Annotated in this window: 14 protein-coding genes and 2 pseudogenes; 4 read left to right on the top strand and 12 right to left on the bottom strand. The window is 34.3% G+C overall.

The annotated features are described in order from the left end of the window. The first annotated feature begins 312 nt into the window (after positions 1-312). Positions 313-1,665, top strand: a complete 1,353-nt coding sequence (gene hemN, locus CW751_RS13155; RefSeq protein WP_101335492.1) for an oxygen-independent coproporphyrinogen III oxidase — start codon at positions 313-315, stop codon at positions 1,663-1,665. A gap of 39 nt (positions 1,666-1,704) precedes the next feature. After that, the gene (locus CW751_RS13150) at positions 1,705-4,053 is read left to right on the top strand and encodes a heavy metal translocating P-type ATPase (protein ID WP_101335491.1); all 2,349 of its coding nucleotides are present in this window, start codon (positions 1,705-1,707) and stop codon (positions 4,051-4,053) included. Between the two features lie 209 nt (positions 4,054-4,262). Here the strand turns inward: CW751_RS13150 and CW751_RS13145 are convergent, their stop codons facing one another. The 6 genes and pseudogenes from CW751_RS13145 to CW751_RS13120 form a co-directional block, all read right to left on the bottom strand. Next, complete coding sequence (locus CW751_RS13145) at positions 4,263-4,745, bottom strand: hypothetical protein (protein WP_133122225.1); 483 nt, start codon at positions 4,743-4,745, stop codon at positions 4,263-4,265. 240 nt (positions 4,746-4,985) lie between these two features. Beyond that, on the bottom strand, positions 4,986-5,495 hold the full coding sequence (locus CW751_RS13140) for a DUF6653 family protein (RefSeq protein WP_101335489.1): 510 nt from the start codon (positions 5,493-5,495) through the stop codon (positions 4,986-4,988). Between the two features lie 10 nt (positions 5,496-5,505). Next, complete coding sequence (locus tag CW751_RS13135; RefSeq protein ID WP_101335488.1) at positions 5,506-5,967, bottom strand: GbsR/MarR family transcriptional regulator; 462 nt, start codon at positions 5,965-5,967, stop codon at positions 5,506-5,508. A gap of 280 nt (positions 5,968-6,247) precedes the next feature. Further along, positions 6,248-6,684 (bottom strand): annotated as a pseudogene (locus CW751_RS13130) (MepB family protein). 168 nt (positions 6,685-6,852) lie between these two features. After that, complete coding sequence (locus tag CW751_RS13125; RefSeq protein ID WP_101335487.1) at positions 6,853-7,620, bottom strand: hypothetical protein; 768 nt, start codon at positions 7,618-7,620, stop codon at positions 6,853-6,855. Between the two features lie 144 nt (positions 7,621-7,764). Beyond that, positions 7,765-8,178, bottom strand: coding sequence for a hypothetical protein (locus CW751_RS13120; RefSeq protein WP_101335486.1), 414 nt, complete (start codon positions 8,176-8,178; stop codon positions 7,765-7,767). 341 nt (positions 8,179-8,519) lie between these two features. On the opposite strand from CW751_RS13120, the pseudogene CW751_RS16135 reads away from it, so the two are divergent. Next, positions 8,520-8,639: pseudogene (locus CW751_RS16135) on the top strand (IS91 family transposase); the annotation flags it as partial. Positions 8,640-8,983: 344 nt separating this feature from the next. Here the strand turns inward: CW751_RS16135 and ygiD are convergent. Genes ygiD through CW751_RS15580 form a run of 3 tightly spaced genes read right to left on the bottom strand, consistent with a single transcriptional unit; the run spans position 8,984 to position 10,739 of the window. Beyond that, positions 8,984-9,814 carry a 4,5-DOPA-extradiol-dioxygenase gene (ygiD, locus tag CW751_RS13110; protein WP_101335535.1) on the bottom strand — a complete coding sequence of 277 codons (831 nt, stop codon included), beginning with the start codon at positions 9,812-9,814 and terminating at the stop codon, positions 8,984-8,986. A 58-nt stretch (positions 9,815-9,872) separates the two neighbouring features. Further along, positions 9,873-10,424, bottom strand: a complete 552-nt coding sequence (locus tag CW751_RS15585; RefSeq protein WP_205677834.1) for a Rossmann-fold NAD(P)-binding domain-containing protein — start codon at positions 10,422-10,424, stop codon at positions 9,873-9,875. 9 nt (positions 10,425-10,433) lie between these two features. Further along, positions 10,434-10,739 (bottom strand): NmrA family NAD(P)-binding protein, encoded by a 306-nt coding sequence (locus tag CW751_RS15580; RefSeq protein ID WP_205677833.1) that lies wholly within the window; start codon positions 10,737-10,739, stop codon positions 10,434-10,436. Between the two features lie 121 nt (positions 10,740-10,860). On the opposite strand from CW751_RS15580, the gene CW751_RS13100 reads away from it, so the two are divergent. Next, on the top strand, positions 10,861-11,226 hold the full coding sequence (locus CW751_RS13100; protein ID WP_205677832.1) for a winged helix-turn-helix transcriptional regulator: 366 nt from the start codon (positions 10,861-10,863) through the stop codon (positions 11,224-11,226). 215 nt (positions 11,227-11,441) lie between these two features. Here the strand turns inward: CW751_RS13100 and CW751_RS13095 are convergent, their stop codons facing one another. The 3 genes from CW751_RS13095 to CW751_RS13085 are packed head-to-tail and all read right to left on the bottom strand — an operon-like array spanning position 11,442 to position 12,822. Then, complete coding sequence (locus tag CW751_RS13095; protein ID WP_101335483.1) at positions 11,442-11,879, bottom strand: DUF1801 domain-containing protein; 438 nt, start codon at positions 11,877-11,879, stop codon at positions 11,442-11,444. A 29-nt stretch (positions 11,880-11,908) separates the two neighbouring features. Then, a complete protein-coding gene (locus CW751_RS13090) occupies positions 11,909-12,397 on the bottom strand; it encodes a DUF4199 domain-containing protein (protein ID WP_101335482.1) in 489 nt (162 codons plus the stop codon). An 11-nt stretch (positions 12,398-12,408) separates the two neighbouring features. Continuing rightward, a complete protein-coding gene (locus CW751_RS13085; protein ID WP_101335481.1) occupies positions 12,409-12,822 on the bottom strand; it encodes a DUF1801 domain-containing protein in 414 nt (137 codons plus the stop codon). Positions 12,823-13,011: the final 189 nt, after the last annotated feature.

Raw genomic sequence — 13,011 nt, 5'->3', positions numbered from 1 at the left:
AATTAATATTTAGCGATAATTGAATAGAGATTCCTCAGTCGTTTCACTTCATCGGAATGACATACAACGCCAGTCATTCCGATAATGCGTAGCATTGAGGAATCTTATTATGTCACGACTTTTTATTCCAGAAATCGAGATGAAATCTATTTTTTAAAATGCGAATTCCCTATCTATTGTCTAGAGATAATTTATTTTTAATAATAATTCGTAATTCTACAATTCATAATTGAATAAGAACTGACTTTTATCATTTGTTTCTTCCTCTTATAAACACGATATTTGCAAGTGTAATAAAGTTGAAGAGAGATTATGCTAAGTGAAGAAATTATCAATAAATACAATGTTTCAAGTCCACGATATACCTCCTACCCAACGATTCTAGATTGGAATCGAATGGAGTTTTCTGAATTGGAATTTAAACCTGAATTCATAAAGTCAGAACAAAACAAAAATCACAGTACCAGCGTTTACGTTCACCTTCCATTTTGTGAAAGTTTGTGTACCTTTTGTGGATGTCACAAACACATCACCAAACAGCACAGTGTTGAAGCGCCTTACATTGATGCAGTCATTAAAGAATGGCAAATGTATGAAAAGCTGAACGGTGAAGCGATTCAAGTAGATGAAATACATTTGGGCGGAGGAACACCCACATTTTTTGCTGCTGAACAACTGAAAAGACTGATTGAAGCCATTAAGGTAAAAACAGGTCCAGATCCATTGTTTAGCATTGAAGGGCACCCGAATCACACGAGCGATGAGCAATTGAAGGTACTCTCTGATCTTGGATTCCGTAGAGTGAGTTTTGGCGTGCAATCTTACAGCCCAATTGTACAAAAAGCAATTAATCGAATTCAACCATACGAACAAGTTGAAAAAGTTACCATAGCCTCTAGAAAAGCAGGATTCACCTCTATAAGTCACGATTTAGTTTTTGGACTTCCAATGCAGACAATGGAGGATATGATGGACACGATTGATAAAACCATTCATTTGAAACCCGATGCTATTTCTCTCTATTCTTACGCTCACGTTCCATGGGTAAAAGGAACAGGACAACGAGGGTTTTCCGAAGAGGACTTGCCTTCTGGAGATGAAAAAAGAGCCTTATACGAAAAATCGAAAGAAAGATTACTAGAGGAAGGTTATGTTGAAATCGGTATGGATCATTTCGCTTTACCGAGCGATATGTTAGCTGTCGCGTTAAAAGAAGGACGACTGAACCGAACTTTTATGGGCTACACAACAAATATTACCGACAGAATGATTGGATTAGGTGCTTCTGCAATCTCTTCTTATCCTTTTGGATATGCTCAAAACATCAAAAGTACACGTGGTTATCATGGGAAAATTGATGCCAATGAATTACCTATCGTAAAAGGTCATATTCACACACAAACTGATGCAATTTTAAAAGATCACGTAACTCAATTAATGTGTCAATTTAAGACTACATTTGCAGACGACGATTGGATGAAAGCGCATGTGATGTCTTTTAAAGAGGAAATAAACGATTTCCAAAAAGACGGTATAATTGAATGGAACGAAAACGAGATTGTAGTTACAGAAGATGGTAAACCATTTTCTCGTAATGTTTGCATGACTTTAGATCCTCACGCCAACAAAATGCCTTCAAAAGGTCGTTTTAGTAAGTCAGTTTAAGGCTGACCAATATTTATTTCGTTTTTACGTAGTTCTATTATGGGATGCTATCATTGCGGAGACAAAGTTATCGGAAGTCCAATTTCTAAAGATGGAAAAGATTTCTGTTGTTCGGGTTGTTTAACCGTTTACGAAATTCTAAACGATAATGGTTTAGATAAATTCTATGAGTTTAATGAACAAAGTGGAATTAAACCGGAGACGGAAGGTAACGCCAAATACACCGCATTAGATGTTCCTGAAATCTTTAATGATTTTATAGAATTTAAAAACGATGACATTTATATTGTCACTTTTTTCTTACCTGCAATTCATTGTAGTTCTTGCATTTACTTGTTGGAGAACCTGAAGAAGCTGAATACTGATATTTTAGAAAGTGAATCTAATTTTACGGCGAGAACATTGACACTTACCGTCAAAAAAGACCGCAAACTTTCTGATGTTGCAACTTTACTGGAAAGCATTGGCTACAAACCAGAATTAAGAAGAGGAAAGGAAAATAAAAGCGCTTATGACAAAAAGCTGCTCATGCAATTGGGAGTTGCAGGATTTGCATTTGGAAATGTAATGTTGTGGTCTTTTCCTGAATATCTCGGATTAGATGATATGTTCGAAGACTTCCGGAATTTTTCGGCCTACCTAGCGTTAGCTGCTGCAATTCCAGTACTTTTATATTCTGCTTCTGGATATTTTATATCTGCCTATACAGCTATCAAAACAAAACAATTAAACCTTGACATTCCCGTTGCCTTGGGGATTTTAGTGCTTTTTATTAAGAGCTCCTCCTCTATTTTAATGCAAGAAGGCGCTAGTTATATGGACTCATTTACAGGTTTTGTCTTCTTCTTGTTGATCGGAAAATGGTTTCAATCCAAGACTTATAGAAATATGTCTTTTGACAATGATCCAAAGGCTTATTTTCCATTGGGCGTTCACCGAAAGAATAAAATAACGGGAGAAGAAGAAGTTGTTCAAATTGAAGCTATAGAAAAGGATGATATTCTTAAAATATTCAACGAAGAAATCATTCCTTGCGATGCTGAATTAATTAACGAAAAAGCCGTTATTGACACAAGTTTCATCACCGGAGAGGCCAATTTAGCTACTTTAAAAAAAGGAGATAAAATATATGCAGGAAGTAAATTGATTGGATCAGCAACAGAGGTTAAATCTTTAAGCACTACCAATCGAAGTAAATTTGCCAGTATTTGGAATAAATCTGCAAAAACAACAAAGTCCATCGTTCAAAATAGAGAGAATCTGTTGAGTAAATACTTTTTGATTATTGTTTCTATTGTCTCCGCTGCAGCTGCAATCACTTGGGCTTTCATTGATCCTAGCAGGATTTTAGAAATTGTAACCGCAATTCTTGTGGTTGCTTGTCCTTGTGCCTTGGCAATTTCCTTCCCTTTCGTATATGGAAATGCCTTAAGAAAGCTCGGTCGTTCAGGTTTATACTTTAGAAATAGTCATGAAATTCAAAAACTGAATAAAATAAATCACATTGTTTTTGACAAAACAGGAACATTAACCAAGGACAGAATTGAAGGCGTTATTTATGAAGGAGAAGAACTTTCGCCACAATTGATTGCTCAAATTTATGCCTTAACGCGACAATCAACACATCCCTATTCTAAAAGTATTACCAAACATTTAGAAGAAGGGGTTGAACAAATTGATGCTATCACTGACTATAAAGAGGTTTCTGGTCAAGGTGTTCAAGCCATAACTTCAACAGGAGATTCAATTAAATTAGGAAACGCTCGATTTACAAACGCAAGCAAAAAATATGAAGAAAGCGGAAGTTACATTAGCATAAATGATCAAGTTTTAGGCTTTTTCAAATTTCAATCTCAATTGAGAGAAGGTATTATTGAGGAGATTAATCGATTGCAAAAACAATATAAAATCACTTTACTTTCTGGAGATCAAGCAACAGATGAAGTCTTATTTGAAGGTTTGAATAAACCTATCGACATGCATTTCAACCTCTCTCCCACTGATAAAAAACAGCACATTATCGATTTCAATAATGCTGGAGATGTTGTTGCATTTATCGGAGATGGACTTAATGATTCAGAAGCATTAGCGGAAGCCGAATTAGGAATTAGCGTTTCAGAAGACGAATTTAGATTTACGCCAAAATGTGATGCCATCATCGAAAGTGATAAAATCAAAAACTTAAAAGGCTTCTTTAAATTTGGTTTACATGCTAAAAAAGTGTTGCGAACTTGTATGTATTTCTCTTTAGTCTACAATACATTCGGAATCACTTTTGCATTTTTGGGATATGTTACTCCCCTCTTTGCAGCTATTCTGATGCCGATAAGCTCTATTTCCATTGTTTTATTGAGTACATTTTTGATTCAGCCTTATAGGATTGAATAATGGATAATTAATAATTGAGAATTGATAATTTCGTGCTGTTTGAAGTAGGGCGTGTTTGGGTGTTTGGTATTTGGTGGATTCGTGGAATTATGGATATGTTTTGTTAGAAAATGTTGAAGAGGTTTTTAGGATTGAGGGTTTCGCAAACAAATAAGCATAGTTCATAGTTTTACGATAATTTATATTTGAAGATACTTTGATATCTGGACTTATTCAATGCTCGCTTGGTATCTTTTCATTTTATTCAATTCATTTCCATAGAAATAACCCATCGTTAGACCGTGTATAACTCCTAAAATAAGGAAAATAAAAAGTCCATAAAACACCCAATCTGAGACTACCGATTCAAAGCCTGACAGACCCCAAATTATTGAATTTTTCACAGCGCTAAGTAAAGTCCAAAAGACAAACATTAATATCCAAAGTGAAAAAAATGTCAAAAACCCAACAAGAAATTTTGGTTTATTTTTTTCAATAATCAATTTACCTGTCAGACCACCTATGAACCATACACAAACGGACATAAGAATTACTAGAACAGTAAAAAGACCAAAGTCTTCTAAAAGTCCTTTTGTCAAGTTTGAGTAAAAGGTTAAAATAGATAATGACTCACTTGTAAATGTGTTATAAAACAAAGCAATTAAAATTGGCAAACTTAAAACGACTGTCAATGAAAGTAGGCAGTATTTCATCAGTTTTAATCGTCCTATTTTCTTGCTTTGGATCATTATCTGTTAAAATTCAACGGTGTTTTTTTAATGAATTGCGTTAATCTTAAGTTTCGACTGCCCTATAACGGTGAGTATATGAAAAGTAGGCGTTTACGGAGCACTAAACTTTCGATTAAGCACGAATTTTGATACAAGACATAAAGCTTCAATTTAGCACTAACTCGCCTATTTTTATTATACATTGTTGTGTGGCGTTAGTATTCAATAGTCCCAACTTTTATATTCTTCATTATTATCTTTCATATCTTCATATAGCCAAACCATTCTGTCTAAAAACCAACTTTTCCCTAAATAGGCTAATACTATTCCCAAAATTGCTCCCCAAACTGAATACACTACTGTAGCCCATATTGCAATGACCATTCCGATAGAGGAAACACCGTTAAGTATATTATGTATTGGACCTTTATGTATAGCAGGTATGTCAATCTTATCTCGATTTAGAAATACCCTTTCACCCATGACAGACCGAGAAGCCCAATTTCTTGTTGATTTGGGTGCTTTAAAAAATACAGGATTAAAAAACATCCATAATAGGGATATTCCTCCTGGAATTAAACACCACGACCCAATCCAAATTCTGCTCCAAAAAGCAAATATTATTATTGGCAAAACGGAATATCGAGTCCATACACTCCAAGGGTTTGAGTGTTTCATCCAATTTTTGTGAGTTAGATTGAATGCCCTTGCAATTTTTCTTTCTAATGTCATAATCTTATTGTTACATTTGATTGTTTGCTTTTTCTTCCCATTTATTTCTCAACAATGGAATTTCATTTTCTAAAAATTCATAATAATTCAAAATCTTAGTTAGGTTTTTTTTCTTTAGACTGTTACCATTCAAGTCGAATGAAAGTCCTGTTTCAAGGATCATTTTGAATTGAGTCACCGAGTTCACTTTTGAGTCTAAAATACTTTCAAGACTATTTAATGACATCTTGTAATAGGATTTTCTATCTCCGGATATCATATGTTTCACAATCATTCCTTGTTTAAGTAATAGGTTTATGTTTCCGCTGATCGACCCTTTACTGGCCTTTAATGACTTTTGTATGTCTTCAAATGAATTATTGTCGGAGTCTGATGAAATTAGATAGCCTAAAATACGTCCAGCCATTTTAGGAAGTCCATATTGTTCGTAAAACAATCCTACTTGTTCAATATAATTCTCTTTCTCTGTCATTTAACTATTATTAATATGACAAAAGTATATAAAGTTCAGAAATTAGTGAACTAAATGAATTTATTTTTCAAAATATATTGAAATGATGCGTGGGACTAATCGTAGAATGTTTGTAGTATGGTTATGACACATAACGTCTCGCGCATATGGTTTGTGGCGGGCAAAAATGCGCAATTTTTTCGGTTAAGGTTTTACGTTTCTAAAGATACAAAAACTTTGGGTTTGGCACTAATTCCGCCATAAACTATATGCGCTGTTGTAAGTAGTGCTTTCTGCACAGTTATTCATTTTTATATAATTCTTCAACTCTTCTCAAGTCAGTCGAATTATTTATTTCGTAAAAATAATCCAATTGCCATTTTTGAGTTCTTTCTGCTTGTTTATTATTTACATTTTCCCAACTCGGATAAACTCTGAATGCTCTTTTTCCATCTTTTTTTCGGTTGAGATAATTCCTTTTTTAATCAACACCGATTTCGGGAAGACAAATTGTCCGAACTCGTTTTCAGTTCGCACGTTTACAGCGTAAAAATCAATTTGGTCATTTTCTTCGAAAGGTTCAATCGGCCCGTTTCCGCTTCTTTTCCAAAACGTTACGAACTGTCCGACTTTTTTAGGCGTAATTTTAGAATTCCGACTTATTATTTTTCTTCCGTTCAGTTCAAACCGGCAAGCATCATATTCTTTACTTTCAGTTTCGGTTTGGAAGTCAGACATTTTCAGTCCACTTTTTTCGTAAACCTCCGCATTTATTTGGTTTAAATTACTATCCATTTTCTTTATTCAGCCTAATTTTTAATTTGTCACGAAATTTTGTTCAGCATTACTTACAACGTTTCTCAAATAGGCGGTCGCGTAAGTGCCGCTTATTTGATGTTAAAGGTATTAATTTTCAGAGTACTGAATTTTAATTGTTGACTTGTCTTTATTAACATAATCTACTGTTACTTTTACTAATGTATCATTATTATAAAAATAGTTTTTATAAGAAGAAAGTGTGTCTCTGAAATACATAGTTTCTTTTATAAGCTTACCATTATTATGCTCATAAATAAATGAATCTGAACTAGGTGTGTCAAAGGTTAGGAATTTTCTGTATCGAGCAATTTTCTTATTATTTTGGTCAAAGTAAGTTGTAACATAATTAGTCAAAGAGTCTTTCACGTAAGTTCTTGATATTTCTCGGTTAGGAAAATATTCATTTTCAATACGGAATGAATTTCCGTTTGAGGAATGACATGTCCTTGAAATTGGTTTGAAATTAACTGAGTCTAGTATCAATTTACAATCGACATTTACTATTTCGTCGTCTGGTATATGCGTATATCTCCTTAGATTTTTATGTTTATCGTAATAATAATCTATTATATTGAATGTATCAATACCATCAATATCATCGATCATATAAACTTTAGTTAATAGACTATCATTATAGATATTAATACAAGTCCCCTTTGATTTATGAGAGTACAAGTATTCTATTTCTTTTGATTTTATTTTTTTATCGAAATCTTCCCAAAAAATTTCCTTACTCAGTAGTTGTTTGCCTTCCTCAACTGTGTACCACCTTTCAACCAATTCAAATGAATTGTTACTCCCACATCCAATTACGAATAAAGCAAAAGTTAATATTAAAATTGAGTTCTTCACCATTACCTTTAACGTTCCTGGGCTATGAAACCGCTGCCGTTCCTTAAAGTTAATGATAATTTTAAAGGAGAACGATTGAGCAAGGATGATTTATTATCCGAAGCGCAATCGTGGCAGTGTTTTATAGGCCGTGTTAGCAACATGTATCTAGTCCTTGAAAGTTCCATCTTTTTCAAATAACTCTGAGTATTCCTGAACATGTAAAGTAACACCATTAAAGTTTCCTTGATAAATAATGACGTCGTTGTCTAATCTTAAAAAGACATCACCAACTTCGTCCAATATTATTTCTTTCAAATTCTTCCCTTTAAAAACTATTTTCTTATCAATATTCCAATTGAAGTGATTTACTTCTATCAACTTTTCATTTTTATCCCACTTTGTAATCCAGTCGAAACCAAATTCATATTTTTCAGAATTATCAAGCTCTAAGACTGTACTGAAATATTGGGGAGTGCCTAAACCATCTAATTGAACTGCTCCAGCTTCTAGTGGTGTGTGATATAAACCCGTTACGGTTTTCCCTACAATATTAGTCCGAATGGTGTTTAAGTCTTTCATGTTATGGCTAATTGTTGCTAACAATTGGCTAATCGTATTACGTTTAGCCAACCTTTATTCAAATTTAACAATTATAACATATTAATAGCTTTAAAACGCTATGTTTTCACTCAAAAAAAACAATTTACATCAAAAAGTAATAAGCGTTTGTAAGCGTATAATTAGACGTGTAATTCTACGGCTAAAAACCAAAACCCGAAGCTTCAATTCCCACCCCGACGGAAACCGGCAGCTTTATGAAGTTGGTTTTGTTGGATACAAGCTAGTTTGTGGAGCTACCCCAACTTCAAAAGTTATTGAATGAAAAGAAAACGTCCGAAATTATTAAGGAAAACCCAACACATCACAAGCGATGTCCAAGGTGTAAAAAAGGAAAATTAATCACAGTTTTACTTTTTGATGGAAGAGGTCCACCAGAAAACTGGAGGAAAACTTTAAGTATCAATAAATCAACAGAATAAATGCAACGATATTAACGTAATGGAGAAGTTATGACTTAGAAATATTAAAATCAACGTAACGCGGTGGAACATCTGGTAAATACTCCTTTTTAAGAACAGTGAATGGCAATCAACCAACTTAAATGAGAAATTCACGCACACTTTCGAGTCTGCAAACCTCCAAAATCATCTTTCAAAAATAATGTATTAAAACGTTTTCCCCATACGTTCGGCAGGCTCAGTACGGTGAAAGGAAATCCGGATCCGTCAACATGGTCTTCAGCGTTGACCAACTTAGCGAAGCGATCTCACAACCGTAGGGCGTAATCGGCACGCCGAATACTTAGTTATTTACCTGCTTTTTTTTATCCAAATTTTACACTTGTCATAGTCAGTGAACCACCTAAAGGATTATCATTAAAGATTGTGGTATTGTCCTTTTCGTCTTTTAATCCTAAGGTGTACAATAAAGGCAGATAATGCTCAGGCGTTGGGATGGCAAGGTTAAAAGCTTTACCTTGCTTATTAAAGTCAATTAAATTTTGGTGATTTCCTTCCAAAATCCATTTCTTCATTTTGCTATCAGCTTCTATTGCCCAATCATAGCCGTAGTTTTCATTAATTTTTCTAAAATCAACTTTTCTTAAATTATGAACCATATTTCCACTACCAACTATAAGCACGCCTTTTTCCCTAAGTTTTTTTAATTGTTGTGCCAACTCGTAATGTTGCTGTGGCGTCATCTTATAATCTAAGCTAAGTTGAATCACAGGTACATCAGCATCAGGAAATAAATGTTTTATTACAGTCCAAGCTCCATGATCCAAACCCCATTTATCATCTAAGTGAACAGTTCCTGTTGGATTAACAATTTCTGATATCTCTTTAGCCAGTTCTGGGTGTCCAGGTGCTGGATATTGTACCTCATAAAGCGCTTTGGGGAATCCACCAAAATCATGAATTGTTCTTGGATTTTGCATGGCTGTAACAAAAGTTCCATTTGTTTCCCAATGAGCAGAAACCACAATAATAGCATTGGGTTTATCCAATTGTTGTCCTTGTTTTTTAAACGCTCTAACAAATTCATTGTCTTCAATAGCATTCATAGGCGAGCCATGCCCTAAAAATAGGACAGGCATTCGCTTAGAAGATTCAAAAGAATCTGTAATGTTTTCTAATTTATTTAATGTTGACATCATAGGAATACTTAATGTGGTTAGTCCAGCTACCTTTATAAACTCTTTACGCTGCATGTTAAACATATACTTTGGTCAAAAATTCTTTAGCGGTTGTTGGTTTTCTCCCCAATAACTTCTCTAATGAATTGTCTGACATTTCTAATTCGCCATTGGCTTGTGCTACCGAAAATGAGGTAAATAATCCAATGTGTTCATCTGGAACACCATACGTTTTTAGTGTAGCCTGAGACTCTTCTGGTGAAGGCGATTTATAGGTGATATTTTTACCACTTATCTCAGCAATTAGTTCTGCTACATCATTGTATGAAATCGCTTGATTGTTCACTAGAGGATAGGCTTTATTTTCATGCCCTTCTGAAGTCAATACCGCTGCTGCTTCTGCCAATTCTTGTCTTAATACTAAGCTAGACCTTCCATTTTCCGCAGGTTGCATAATAACGCCTGTTTCCAAAACTTGCTCTCCAATAAACATAGGTAGCATGTCTAAATATGTGGCGTTCTGTAAAAATGTATAAGCTATACCACTTTCTTTTATCCAGTTTTCGGTTTTTAAATGTGAATCTTGTAAGAATGCAATAGCAGAATTATCTCTTTCCTGATTTCTCATGAATGATGTTTAAACAATATGTTTAACTCCAGCTGATTTGGCTGCTCTAACCACATTTTCATGTTGTGCTTCACGGTTTTCTATCTCGCTGCTAGAAACAAATAACAGTTTATCTACGCCTTCAAAGGCTTTTACTAAAGAGTCATAGTTGGTGTAATCTCCTGTTTTTACAGTTATTCCATCTTCTTTATAGCTGATTGCCTTTTCCTCGCTTCTAGAAAGTACCGAAATATCAGAAGTGCTTACACCTTTTTCTCTTAATTGCTGAACGGCATGTTTACCAAATTCGCCTGTTGCTCCTGTTACTAATATCATGTTTTAAAATTTTTGATCGTTAATAATGATACAAAAGTATTACATTTGCTATATAAAGTATAGTTGGTTGTTAATTTATATTGATATACTTTTGTATAGTAAAAATTTAAACTGCATGATAATGAATGGTTTACAAAATATTTCTGAGATAAAAAAATGCCCTGTACAATACGTATTGGCGATTAATGATACTTTGAACGTGATAAGTGGTAAATGGAAGTTGCCTATACTTGCTTCAATCCTTTATGGTAATTATAGGTACAAAGACATACAGACCAATATCGATAAAATTACACCTAGAATGTTGTCAAAGGAGTTAAAAGAATTAGAACTAAATGGCGTTATAACAAGAAACGTTTATGATTCAACGCCAGTTCGTATTGAATACAAAATGACCGAATCAGGTAAAAATATTCTTACAGTCCTTGATGCAATGGTTGATTGGGGTGTTTCTCATAGAAAATCTACACTCAAACATTCTGATTAAAAGTGTTTTTTCGGCAAATTGCAGGTAACGGTTTGCAGCTACCCGAAGGTGGCGATTTCGAAGCACTTAACTGTCAACCAAGCACCAACTTTGATAGAAGCACAAAACTAGATTTAACCACTGAACCGCCACTTTAGGGTAGGTGCTGTTAGCGGTTCGTTGTTCTTTTATGTCGTCTGTGTTAGTTGTCATTTTGTTAATCATAGTTGTTTTTTTTATTTTACTCTACAAGAACATTCGTGGTGCTCACTAATGTATTTGATTGATTCAATGCAAATTTCTTTCAACGCAGAAATCTTGATATCTGAAAGTTTCTTTACATAGATACATCCTTTTGTAATTTTAAATTTACCAAGGTCGGCTAATGCTAATTTGCTTTTCTCTGTGTCAGAATATACATAAAGTGTAAGTGCAGGTTTTCTTGGTGAAAAGCCCAAAACAGGTGCATCACCTTCGTGTCCACTTGCGTATTTATAATGATAATTACCAAAACCAATAATGCTCGGTCCCCACATTTTTGGCTCAGAGTTAGACCACTCTTGCATTAGCTCTATAAGTTGAAAGCTGTCAGCCTTTTTTTGTTCGTTGTCAACATAAGTGTTTATAAAGTCTGTGACATCCTGTCCTGTGTAAGTTGTCTTTGTTTTTGCCATAAATGAATCTTTTTTAACAATTTGTGTTTTTATTTCGTCTTTTTTGTTCGAATAAAAATCATTGCGATTGCTGTCGTTACAATTCCCATAACCAAAGCTCCGATTGCACCTTGTATCGCATAGTTTTGGTAATTGAAATTGGCTTCTGCTTCTGCTGTCGTTTTGAAATATCCAATTTCTACGGAACGTTTTATTACGTTCAGAAAATATTCGGGTGTAATGACAAAAGAAGTTACCCATTGTGTCAATGGACTTAACAAAGCAATGATAACGGACAAAATAATCCCCGAAATAAGTCCTTGTTTGTAATTCATTCGTCCGTCATAAAAATTTTTCTTTTTGTCTTTCAACGCCATTACCATTACGATAATTGCAGGAATTGCAAAAAGGTTAGTCAAGTAAAGATGATAGTCAATATATTTTCCGTGTAGTCCGCACAGTTTTTCTAACACCATCCAAAGTAATCCCATTACGGAAAAGATGATTGCCCATTTAATTTCAATTTTTATATTTTTCATATTCAATTGTGTTATTTGTTTTGCAATGCTGTTTTAATAAGTTTTTCTAACTGTTTTTGGTCAATGTCTGTTAGTTTGTTTATGTAAAGGCAACCAACACCTGTTTTGAACTTGCCTAATTTTTGAATAGTTTCTTCGTGTTTATTAATGTCAATAGCAAGATGTAATGATAGGTTTGCTTTCCGTGGCGAAAATCCTATGAGAAACCAATCTACTTCTCTGCCTGTTTTTGGGCTTTTATATCTTTTGTTGCCAAAACCTATGATTGAAGCTCCCCACATTTTTGGTTCTTCGCAACTAATTTTTTTCATCATTTCAATAATGGCATAACTGTCTGCACGTTGTTGTTCGTTGTCCACTTTGTTGACAAAGTCTTCAACGTTTGCTGTCGTTTGTTGAGTTCTTATTTTTACTACTTTGCTCATACTTTTCTGTTTTTAATGTTTTTTCAAAGTTGTCTGTTTTTGGTTGCATTGTCGTCCGTTACAATGACCGCTAACGTCCCGGCTAAAAAGCGTTGCTGTCCCGAAGGGCAGCTATGATTTTTTAGCCATTGTGTGTGCCCAGCATGGGCATCTTTACCTTACGAAAGTAAGGAATTAATCTAAAGGGTG

Origin of the sequence: Brumimicrobium salinarum (assembly GCF_002844555.1) — a bacterium.
GTDB classification, from domain to species: Bacteria; Bacteroidota; Bacteroidia; order Flavobacteriales_D; family Crocinitomicaceae; genus Brumimicrobium; species Brumimicrobium salinarum.
This window is presented reverse-complemented; position numbering and strand designations above follow the sequence as displayed.

Bases quoted from the DNA above. Each gene is read 5' to 3' on its own strand.
- hemN (WP_101335492.1), top strand. From the start codon at position 313: ATGCTAAGTGAAGAAATTATCAATAAATACAATGTTTCAAGTCCACGA.
- CW751_RS13150 (WP_101335491.1), top strand. From the start codon at position 1,705: ATGGGATGCTATCATTGCGGAGACAAAGTTATCGGAAGTCCAATTTCT.
- CW751_RS13145 (WP_133122225.1), bottom strand. From the start codon at position 4,745: ATGAAATACTGCCTACTTTCATTGACAGTCGTTTTAAGTTTGCCAATT.
- CW751_RS13140 (WP_101335489.1), bottom strand. From the start codon at position 5,495: ATGACATTAGAAAGAAAAATTGCAAGGGCATTCAATCTAACTCACAAA.
- CW751_RS13135 (WP_101335488.1), bottom strand. From the start codon at position 5,967: ATGACAGAGAAAGAGAATTATATTGAACAAGTAGGATTGTTTTACGAA.
- CW751_RS13125 (WP_101335487.1), bottom strand. From the start codon at position 7,620: ATGGTGAAGAACTCAATTTTAATATTAACTTTTGCTTTATTCGTAATT.
- CW751_RS13120 (WP_101335486.1), bottom strand. From the start codon at position 8,178: ATGAAAGACTTAAACACCATTCGGACTAATATTGTAGGGAAAACCGTA.
- ygiD (WP_101335535.1), bottom strand. From the start codon at position 9,814: ATGTCAACATTAAATAAATTAGAAAACATTACAGATTCTTTTGAATCT.
- CW751_RS15585 (WP_205677834.1), bottom strand. From the start codon at position 10,424: ATGAGAAATCAGGAAAGAGATAATTCTGCTATTGCATTCTTACAAGAT.
- CW751_RS15580 (WP_205677833.1), bottom strand. From the start codon at position 10,739: ATGATATTAGTAACAGGAGCAACAGGCGAATTTGGTAAACATGCCGTT.
- CW751_RS13100 (WP_205677832.1), top strand. From the start codon at position 10,861: ATGAATGGTTTACAAAATATTTCTGAGATAAAAAAATGCCCTGTACAA.
- CW751_RS13095 (WP_101335483.1), bottom strand. From the start codon at position 11,879: ATGGCAAAAACAAAGACAACTTACACAGGACAGGATGTCACAGACTTT.
- CW751_RS13090 (WP_101335482.1), bottom strand. From the start codon at position 12,397: ATGAAAAATATAAAAATTGAAATTAAATGGGCAATCATCTTTTCCGTA.
- CW751_RS13085 (WP_101335481.1), bottom strand. From the start codon at position 12,822: ATGAGCAAAGTAGTAAAAATAAGAACTCAACAAACGACAGCAAACGTT.